The sequence below is a fragment of the Saccharomonospora iraqiensis subsp. paurometabolica YIM 90007 genome (assembly GCF_000231035.2).
GTDB classification, from domain to species: domain Bacteria; phylum Actinomycetota; class Actinomycetes; order Mycobacteriales; family Pseudonocardiaceae; genus Saccharomonospora; species Saccharomonospora paurometabolica.
The window spans coordinates 161,115-170,119 of record NZ_KI912259.1 but is presented as its reverse complement, the minus strand read 5'-3'; the positions used below and the strand labels follow the sequence as shown (position 1 = coordinate 170,119).

General features: G+C 71.1%; 7 protein-coding genes and 2 pseudogenes. 5 read left to right on the top strand and 4 right to left on the bottom strand.

What is annotated here, in order from left to right; genetic code table 11:
- A pseudogene (locus SACPADRAFT_RS34235) lies at positions 1 to 299 on the bottom strand (NAD-dependent protein deacetylase 1); the annotation flags it as partial.
- Between the two features lie 263 nt (positions 300 to 562).
- Here SACPADRAFT_RS34235 and SACPADRAFT_RS0221685 point away from each other — a divergent pair.
- Positions 563 to 1,048: a hypothetical protein gene (locus tag SACPADRAFT_RS0221685; protein ID WP_007025314.1), complete on the top strand. Its 486-nt coding sequence runs from the start codon at positions 563 to 565 to the stop codon at positions 1,046 to 1,048.
- A 69-nt stretch (positions 1,049 to 1,117) separates the two neighbouring features.
- Here the strand turns inward: SACPADRAFT_RS0221685 and SACPADRAFT_RS0221680 are convergent, their stop codons facing one another.
- Positions 1,118 to 1,654, bottom strand: a complete 537-nt coding sequence (locus SACPADRAFT_RS0221680; RefSeq protein ID WP_007025315.1) for a dihydrofolate reductase family protein — start codon at positions 1,652 to 1,654, stop codon at positions 1,118 to 1,120.
- 140 nt (positions 1,655 to 1,794) lie between these two features.
- Between SACPADRAFT_RS0221680 and SACPADRAFT_RS0221675 the strand changes: the two genes are divergently transcribed.
- Positions 1,795 to 2,289 (top strand): PASTA domain-containing protein, encoded by a 495-nt coding sequence (locus SACPADRAFT_RS0221675; RefSeq protein WP_007025316.1) that lies wholly within the window; start codon positions 1,795 to 1,797, stop codon positions 2,287 to 2,289.
- Positions 2,290 to 2,320: 31 nt separating this feature from the next.
- Here SACPADRAFT_RS0221675 and SACPADRAFT_RS29225 read toward each other — a convergent pair whose 3' ends face one another.
- Complete coding sequence (locus SACPADRAFT_RS29225; protein ID WP_007025317.1) at positions 2,321 to 2,992, bottom strand: TetR/AcrR family transcriptional regulator; 672 nt, start codon at positions 2,990 to 2,992, stop codon at positions 2,321 to 2,323.
- 143 nt (positions 2,993 to 3,135) lie between these two features.
- On the opposite strand from SACPADRAFT_RS29225, the gene SACPADRAFT_RS0221665 reads away from it, so the two are divergent.
- Both SACPADRAFT_RS0221665 and SACPADRAFT_RS0221660 read left to right on the top strand, forming a co-directional pair.
- Positions 3,136 to 4,467 (top strand): flavin-containing monooxygenase, encoded by a 1,332-nt coding sequence (locus SACPADRAFT_RS0221665; protein ID WP_007025318.1) that lies wholly within the window; start codon positions 3,136 to 3,138, stop codon positions 4,465 to 4,467.
- Positions 4,464 to 5,615, top strand: coding sequence for an EstA family serine hydrolase (locus SACPADRAFT_RS0221660; protein WP_007025319.1), 1,152 nt, complete (start codon positions 4,464 to 4,466; stop codon positions 5,613 to 5,615). Before SACPADRAFT_RS0221665 ends, SACPADRAFT_RS0221660 begins: the two co-directional genes overlap by 4 nt.
- 25 nt (positions 5,616 to 5,640) lie before the next feature.
- Here SACPADRAFT_RS0221660 and SACPADRAFT_RS0221655 read toward each other — a convergent pair whose 3' ends face one another.
- Positions 5,641 to 7,896, bottom strand: a complete 2,256-nt coding sequence (locus SACPADRAFT_RS0221655) for a DEAD/DEAH box helicase (protein WP_007025320.1) — start codon at positions 7,894 to 7,896, stop codon at positions 5,641 to 5,643.
- Positions 7,897 to 8,733: 837 nt separating this feature from the next.
- Between SACPADRAFT_RS0221655 and SACPADRAFT_RS29220 the strand changes: the two are divergent.
- Positions 8,734 to 9,005, top strand: a pseudogene (locus SACPADRAFT_RS29220) (hypothetical protein); the annotation flags it as partial.

The window sequence follows — 9,005 nt, the reverse complement described above, 5'->3', positions numbered from 1 at the left end:
TGGTGACCCGCGTTCGGCCGGGCCCGCGCCACGGCGGCCCACCCGAGGTGACTGCGCGCCCAGTACCGGCGCCGGCCCTCGGCCGCGGCGACGAACTCCTGGTACGTCATCGGCGAGTGCCGCCGCAGGCTCCCGTCGGCACCCCGGTAGTCGGGGATACCGGACTCGGTGGACAGCCCCGCCCCGCTGAGGACCAGGACCCCGCCGCGGCACACCGTCTCCACGACCTCACCCAGGTCCGTGGTCCGGGCGGCCGGTTCCCCGGTCCGCGTCCAGCTCAGCGTCGGCCTCATCCGCACCCGTCCAGGGTAGGCACAGCCCTCCGTCCCGCACACCGCCGTGCCCGTGGTTCCCGAGCGGCCGGGTCCCGGACGGGAACAGGCGAGCATGCTCTCGTCGACGCACACGCACGACCGTCCCTCGGCGACCGGTCGCGTCTCGGTGAGGTTTCGACTCGGCCACGGTCTCCGACGAGTCGTGACGCACGGCACCTCACCGACGACAGCACAGGCGAACGAGGGTCGAGGACCGGCGCGGAGCGAGGTGCCCGGAAGGACGGGGAATGAACGCCAGGGACAAGCTGCTGCGGGAAGTGGTCTGGCAGGCCGCACAACACGGACACGCGGTCATGGTGGAGAGGAGCGAATCCCGGGACTGGCTGCGGATCAACGACGCCAAGGTTCAGGTGTACGCGACGGCGATCCGGGACAAGCAGAGCGACACGTGGCTGTTCGACAAGAACTCACTGATGGAGGACACGGACCACGTGATCCTGGTGGACCGACGCCGACCGGACGGCGACGCACCGGAGCACAGCTGGAAGTACTACATCGTTCCGGCCGAGTCACTCCGCCGCGAGATCGACAGCGAGTGGACCGTGCACCGGGGCCGGTACAAGGCCGCGACCGGCCGGGACAAACCGGAGCACCAGACGGGACCCGTCGGAGTGGGCCTCGCCCCCGTCGTACGCGCCGGGTTCGGGGCGTGGAGCCGTCTGAAGCCCCCGGAACCCGAACGGGACGTGTTCGCCGAGGCCCGCGGCTGGTAGGCGGCTCGCCCGGTCACCACGGGACCATCCCGGCTCCACGACGAGCCCACCCCCGGACCACCGTGGTGTTCACTCCACCGATACCGGTTCGTAAGTCTGTCGGACGACACCGTTGCGGAACACCGTGGAGTCCTTGAGGCTCATCCGCACAGGACCCAGACCGTGGAAGGGTCGGCGCGACTCGCTCCAGACGATCGGGTGGACCCAGAACCGGATCTCGTCCGCCAGACCCGACCTGACCAGTTCGAAGGCGAACTCGCCGCAGCCGTAGGTGAGCAGATCGCCCTCGTGCTCCCCCTTGAGGCGGCGCACCTCCCCGGCGAGATCACCCTTGAGGGCGGTCGCGTTCCACCGCAACGGCTCGCCCGATGCCGACCGGGAGGCCACGTACTTCGGGATCCCGTTCACCTTCTCCGCGAAGGTGCCGGACGTCGCCAGCCAGATCGGCGCCAGCGCCTCGTACGTCCTGCGGCCGAGCAGGAACGCGTCGGCGAGTCGGATCTCCTGCTCGCCGGCGTACTCGTGCTCCCCGCCCTCGAACCACCCGATGTCCGGGCCGATGCTCGCATCCGCCGACATCTGGACCGTGATGATGACCTTACCCATGGAACTACCTCCCGCGTTCGATCGGGTCCAGACCGTAGCCGTGCGGTCCGACAATCTCCGGCAGTTCCCGCTGACCTTGTCAGCGGCTAAGATCAGCCGTCCCCGGGGGCGATCAGTGTGGAGCGGAAGGCGGGCCCGAGATGGCCGACAAGAAGCAGAAGTTCGTCGTCGGCGTGGCAGTGATCGGTGCCGTGGGCTTCCTCGTCCAGGTCATCGACCGCATGGGCGAGGAGACCGGGCCGACCGCGGGCGCCGCGACGTCCACGCCTGCGGGCACGACGGCACCGCCGGAGCCCGAACCCGACCCGACCACGACGCGGCCCGCCCCGCCCAGCAGCACGACGGACGAACCGGCCACCGTGGTCGAACTCCCCGACGTGCGGGGCGAGATTCTCTCGTCGGCACATTCCCGGATCATCGAAGCCGGTTTCGACTCCGTCGACGTCATCCCCGTCGACGACCACGCGTTCGCCGTCGAGTACTCCAACTGGCGGGTGGTGGGCCAAGAGCCACTTCCCGCCCCGGTTTCCACCGACACCGACATCCTCTTGGAAGTGGTCAAGACCGAGGAGGCCGAGTCGGACTCCTGCTGGGACGGGGACTGCCGGAAGCCGCTTCGGCGCAGGCACGACTGATCGGCGGTCGAACCCGGCGGCGTTCCCCGGCTCACGACCGGTGCCCCGGCGGTTCCTCCTCCGGCGGCGGCCGGTGTTCGGGGGGCAGCAGGGCCGGGAACCAGATGTCGCACAGCACCTCGGCCGCCTCGTCGGCGGAGGTGTCGATGGTGCCCTGCACCGCCCACCGGGTGAAGGACCGTTCGAGCTGGCTGACCAGCAGTTCGATCCGCAGGCTGGCCTCGCCGTGGCGGTGCGCTCCCCAGCGCCGCAGGTATCCGGGCATCGCGGCGGGCAGTTCGTCGACGGCGCGTTTGGCGACGGCGCGGAACTCCGGTTCCAGCGCGACCGCCTCGTCCCACGCGGGCAGGATCGCCTGATTCGCCTCGAACCACGCCACCGCGCGCCGCATCCACCGGGCGAACTCGGTGCGCGACCCGGATTCGAGCACACCGTCGAGTTCGGCGTAGACGGCGACGGCGCGCTGTTCCATCGTCTCCGCGCCGATCCTGTGCAGGATGTCGGGCTTGCCGGTGAAGTGCAGGTAGAACGTCGCGCGGCTGCACCCGGCCGCGGCGACGATGTCGTCGACGGTGACCGCGGCGTAGCCGCGGGCGACGAACTCGGCCTTCGCGCTGTCCAACAGGGTCCGGCGGGTCTGCTGCTTCTGCCGGTCCCGCAGGGTCCCCCGGCGGCCGCCCGCGCCGTCCGCGCGCTCGTTCACCGTACCTCCCGCTCGGGTCCGGCCCACCGTCCGAACCCACGCTACCGCCCGGGCTCGGTGACCCGGTGACCACTCACTGGACACTGTGTCACCGACCATGGCAGAGTGATCCAGGCCACTCCGACGAGTGAGGAGGCGCGCGTATGACGTCCCTGCCCTCGGTCTGCATCATCGGCGCGGGGTGTTCCGGGTTCACCACGGCCAAGCGGTTGACCGATCACGGCATCCCGTACGACTGCTTCGAGGCCTCCGACGACGTCGGCGGCAACTGGTACTTCGGCAATCCGAACGGCCGCTCCGCCTGCTACGAGTCGCTGCACATCGACACCTCGACCACCCGGCTGCAGTTCGAGGACTTCCCGGCGGGCGCGGACTGGCCGGACTTCCCGCACCACAGCCTCATCCACCGCTACTTCCGCGACTACGTCGAGCATTTCGGGCTGCGGGAGACCATCACCTTCAACACCTCCGTCGAGCACGCCGCCCGCCGACCGGGCGGCGGTTGGGAGGTCATCCTGGACACCGGCGAGTCCCGCCACTACGACGCGCTCGTGGTCGCCAACGGCCACCACTGGAACCCGCGGTGGCCGGACCACCCCGGCACGTTCGACGGCACGCTGCTGCACAGCCACTCCTACCGCAGCCCGTTCTCCCCCGTCGACATGCGTGGCAAGCGGGTCGTCGTGGTCGGCATGGGCAACTCCGGCCTGGACATCGCCGCCGAACTGTCCCACCGCTCGATCGCCGAGCACGTGTGGGTCTCGGCGCGCCGGGGCGTGTGGGTGCTGTCGAAGTACCGGGGCGGCAGACCGGCCGACAAGATGATGATGCCGCCGTGGATGCCGAAGAAGCTGGGGCTGTCCCTGGCCCGCCGGGCGATCCGGAAGAGCCTCGGGAACATGGAGGATTACGGGCTGCCGAAGCCGGACCACGAACCGCTGGCCGCGCACCCCTCGGTCAGCGCCGACTTCCTCGTCAAGGCCGGGTCCGGGGACCTGACGTGCGTGCCGGAGATCGAACGGCTGGACGGGGACGCGGTGGTGTGTGTGGACGGCACCCGCATCGAGGCCGACGTCGTCGTCTACGCCACCGGGTACCGGATGACGTTCCCGTTCTTCGACGACCCGGAACTGCTGCCGGACGAGAAGCACCGGCTGCCGCTGTTCAAACGGATGATCCGACCCGGGATCGACGACCTGTACTACGCGGGCCTGGCGCAGGCCTCGCCGACCATCGTCAACCTGGCCGAACAGCAGAGCAAGCTCATCGCCGCACACCTCACCGGGGACTACGCGCTGCCGGACGTCGACGCGATGCACGCCGCGATCACCCGCGACGAGCGCGCCCATCTCGGCCAGTACTACGCCGCACCCCGGCACACCATCCAGGTCGACTTCGCCCGGTACAACCGGGACCTGCACCGGGAGATCGCCGCGGGCCGCAGACGCGCCGCGCGGAAGGCGGCCGCGCGGTGACCGCGCCCGACGGCGTCGAGGGGACCTGCCATCCCCGGTTCGCCCCGGTCCGGGACCTGCTGCGGCGCAGGCTGCGGGACGGCGCGGAGGTGGGCGCGTCGGTGTGTGTGATCGAGGACGGCCGCACCCGGGTCGACCTCTGGGGCGGGCTCGCCGACCGGGACTCCGGCACCCCGTGGCGGCGGGACACCCTGGTCAACACCTGGTCGCTGACCAAGACGATGGCGGCGCTGGTCGCGCTGGCCCTGATCGACCGCGGTGCGCTCGACCCGGAGGCGCCGGTGGCGCGGTACTGGCCCGAGTTCGCCACCGCCGGCAAGCAGGACGTGCTCGTGCGTCACGTCCTCGGTCACACCTCCGGGGTGTGCGGGTGGGAGGCCGACGTCACGCTCGACGACATCACCGACACCGGGCGGGCGGCCGCCCTGCTGGCAGCCCAGCAGCCGTGGTGGCGGCCGGGTGCGGGCTCGGGCTACCAGGCGGTGACCCACGGCCACCTGGTCGGCGAGCTCGTGCGGCGGGTCACCGGGCGCAGCCTCGGCACCGTGCTGCGCGAGGAGTTCACCGGCCCGCTCGGGGCCGACTACTGGCTCGGCGCACCGGAGACCGTCGATGCCCGCGTGGCCACCCCGGTCCCCCCGGACCGCTCCGGTGCCGGGCACGCCGCACCCGATCCGGCGAGCATCCCCGTGCGCACCCTGACCAATCCCCTCATCCCACCCACGGTGACCACGACCCGGGCGTTCCTGGGGGCCGAACTCGGCGCGCTGGGCGGCCAGGGCAACGCGCGCTCGGTCGCGCGGACCCAGTCGGTCGTCTCCCACGGCGGGACGGTCGACGGCCGGAGGTATCTGTCCCCGGCCACCCTCGAGAACGTGTTCACCGTCCAGTCCGACGGGACCGACCGGGTGCTCGGCGTGCCCGTGCGGTTCGGACTCGGCTACGCCCTGCCGACCCCGGAGATCCTCCCGGCCCTGCCCGCGGGGCGGATCTGCTGGTGGAGCGGATTCGGCGGATCGATCGTGATCAACGACCTCGACCGGCGCATGACCTTCGCCTACGTGATGAACCGGATGGAACCCGACCTGATCGGCGCCGCCAACACCACCGCCTACGTCGAGGCGGTGTACGCGTGCCCGGCGGCGTGACCGGTTCGCCGCCTCCGGCACCGGTTCAGCCGTCGAGGCCGAGCCGGTGCCGTTCGGCGAGGACGATGCGCTGCTTGAGCGGGATGTCTTCGTCGTCCAGCATGCCCGGCCGGTGCTCGCTCGTGTCGACCGCGCGGCGGTCGGCCTCCTTCGCCTCGCTCCGGCGTGCGAACTCGTCGAACAGCAGGCTCTTACGCTCCTGCACCTCGCGGAGGCGTTCGTCGACGCTGCCCTTGGCCAGCAGCCGGTGTACCCGGACCTTGCGGATCTGCCCCATTCGGAAGGCGCGGGCGATGGCCTGTTCCTCGGTGCTGGGTTTCCACTGCGGTTCGGTGAGCACCACCACGGAGGCGGCCTGCACGTTCAGTCCGACACCGCCCGCCTCGATCTGGCTGAGCAGCACGGCGTGGCCGTCCCGCGCGGTGAACGTGTCGACGAGTCGCTGCCGGGCGGCGGGCGGGACCGATCCCGTCAACCGCCCCACGACCACCTTCCCCAGCCGCTTCTCGAGGGTCTCGAGAACGGCGAGGAAGTTGGAGAACACCACGACCTTGAGCCCGTCCTCGCGGGCCTCGTCCACGATCTCGTCGAGTCGTTCCAGTTTGGCGGAATCGGTCGCGTGGAAGGCGGCCTGGCGCATCGCCATGAGACTGCGCTCGCGCACGGTCGCCTCGTAGGCGGCCCCGTCCCCGGGGCTGAACTGCACCCAGTCCTCGAGCTCGATCTTGTCGGGCAGTTCGGTGAGCACGTCCTCCTGGTTACGACGCAGGTAGACCGGCGCGACCGCACGCCGGAAGTGTTTCGCCCCGGCCACGGCGTCGCTGGCGTCCAGGGAGCGGGCGATGCGCGGTTGCAGATACCCGACGAGGGTGCGGAACTCCTCGACGCGGTTCTCCATCGGGGTACCGGTGAGGAACAGCGCCCGCTGGGCACGGTCGACGACCCCGGCGGCGGTCCGGGAGCGTTTCGACTCCGGATTCTTGACGTAGTGCGCCTCGTCCACGATCACCATCGCGAGGCCGTCGTCGGTGACGCCGCCGAGCCGGCCGAGGGTGCCGAACGTGGTGACCGCGATGCCGCCGGTGCGCCGCCAGTGCCGCGTGGCGGCGTCCCGCTCGGCACCGTGCAGGCTGTGCGGGGTGAGCGTGGTGTGCCGGCGGATCTCGTTGATCCAGTTGTTCTGCACACTCGCGGGGCAGACCACGAGGAACCGGGTCTGTCCGTTCGCGGCGAGATGGGCCACCGCCGCCAGCGCCTGCACGGTCTTGCCGAGGCCCATCTCGTCGCCGAGGATCGAGAACTCCCGGTGGAGGGCGTACTGGGCGCCGAACACCTGATACCCGCGCAGGGTCGCGGTGAGCAGGCTCGTGTCGAGCGGGACGGCCGTGATCTCCTGGCGGAGTTCCTCGGGCAGGAAACCCTGTGCGGCCTCGGTCTCGTCGGCGTCCCCCTGCCCGGTGAGGGTGGAGAGCAACGCGTTGACGCTCGCGGCGTCGTCCGCGTACTCCCGCCACAGGTATCCGGGTGAGTACGACTTGGGGTTGGCTGCCTCGCGTTGCGCCCGCACGGTGTCGCGGAGGCTGTGCGTCTCCGGGTCGGCGAGGAGGGCGTCGAGCCGGGCCAGCGCGTCGAGTGCCGTCCGCTTCGTGGCGCGGCCGCGGAAGAACAGTCCGACGCGGCTCCCGGCCGGTTCGGCCTGCCGCACGAGTTGGGTCGTCTCCCGCTTGAACCGCTTGAGCGGCGCGCTGAGCGAGGCCCGTGCGCTGTCCGCGTGCCGCACGGCCGCAAGGAGGGCGAGAAGCTGGGTCTGGCCGGGTTCCTGACGGTCCGGGTCCAGACGGATCCGTGTTTCCCGCCGGAGCTCGTCGGCCAGCCACTGTGCGGCCGACGAGACCTGCTCCGCCGACTGCGGCCCGATCCCCGGCACCGTCCGTAGCCGGGCCGGGGTGGTGCCGAGGATCTCGGCGACCGTGCGGTACCCGGCGTCCTCCAGCGCGCCGAGCCGCACTCCCTTCCCGAGCAGCGCACGCAGCTCGCCGACCGGCCGGGTGCTCAGCGCGTCGCGTGCCTGCCGGTCGCGCAGGATGTCGATCTGCCGGTGCGTGTTCCTCCGGAGCACGTCGGGGGCGGACAGCAGTGCGGTGGCCTGCCGGACGAACGTGCGGACGTCGTCGAACACCGCTTTGGCCGCCGGACCCGCCTTCGTCGTCCCGGCCGGGCCGGTGGAGGCCTGTCCGGGCGGTGCGAACGGGTCGTCCGGTGCCGTGGCCTCTCCGCCCACTCGTTACCCCCGGTTGCCGTGGTCGACTGCCTCCGCCGCGTCGTCGGCACCTCGGGCAGGCCGAGGGCCGCGGCGGTGCGGAGAGCCTAACCGCGGTCGGCGGGTCGGCGGGCGCCCGGGCCGTTTCGCCTCCGGCGGGCAGGGGTAGCCCGAAAGTGGCCGTTCGTGGACGCCCTCCTTGGGAGGATCGCTTGTCGGAGCCCGTTCATTACAGCTCCGGCGTGCGATTCTTCCCACTGGCGCGACCAGGGGCGCGAATGGCATATTGGAAGTGCGACTGGGCCACGTCCCCCATCGCCGAGGAAAGTACCGGCAATCCACATCGTGCGAGCGCGGCAGCGCGGGTGTCGGAGTGTGCGCGGGTTCCTCGAACAGACGGGACGGCGGACGCGGTACGAAGGGAGGTGTCGTTCATGCGCAAGCTGTACGCCGCGATTCGTCGCTACTTCACCGAGCTGAACAAGGCTCACGATGTCGCCCGCGGCCTGGCCTCCTACCGAGGCGAGGTCATCGGTCGGTAAACCCGTCTACACCAGTCTCTGATCATGGTCCGACGACCCCGCGCCGCAGTCGTCGTCGAACCAGCCTCGTCTCTCGTCGCCGGCCGGCACGTCGCCATTCGACTGTCGGCCGGCACACCATTCTCGAGGACTTCTCCGTCGAATAGCGGGACCGGTGGCCGGGAACGTCCGACCGATCCCCTGTCGTCCTTTTCCCGGCCGTGTTTCCCCGTCCGCCCGGAAACAGGTCTCCGACCGCATCCGGACGATCCGCCCGCGGACCGCTGTTACCGCCATCGCACGCCGCGGTATCTGCCTGCGGACGCGGACGGGCGGCATGAGATCGTCCACGATCATGCGTCCTGCCGCCAGGAATATCGTCCTCGTCGGGTTGGCGTTGGTCACGCTCGCGCTCGGCGTGGGCGCCGTCCTCGCCCCGGTCCAGGCGGACCGCCCGGTGGTGCACTGGCCGGAGACCGGCCGGGCACCGCAGAACACGGTGCTGCCGCTGGCCACCGGCCGCCCACTCGATCTGGATGCCTCCGTACCGTGCACGACGGTGCGCTCCGCGGCCGCGTCCGACGGCGCGGCGCTGCGCACGCGGCCCGA

Coding starts and splice junctions, on each gene's coding strand:
- SACPADRAFT_RS0221685 (WP_007025314.1), top strand. CDS start 563: ATGAACGCCAGGGACAAGCTGCTGCGGGAAGTGGTCTGGCAGGCCGCA.
- SACPADRAFT_RS0221680 (WP_007025315.1), bottom strand. CDS start 1,654: ATGGGTAAGGTCATCATCACGGTCCAGATGTCGGCGGATGCGAGCATC.
- SACPADRAFT_RS0221675 (WP_007025316.1), top strand. CDS start 1,795: ATGGCCGACAAGAAGCAGAAGTTCGTCGTCGGCGTGGCAGTGATCGGT.
- SACPADRAFT_RS0221665 (WP_007025318.1), top strand. CDS start 3,136: ATGACGTCCCTGCCCTCGGTCTGCATCATCGGCGCGGGGTGTTCCGGG.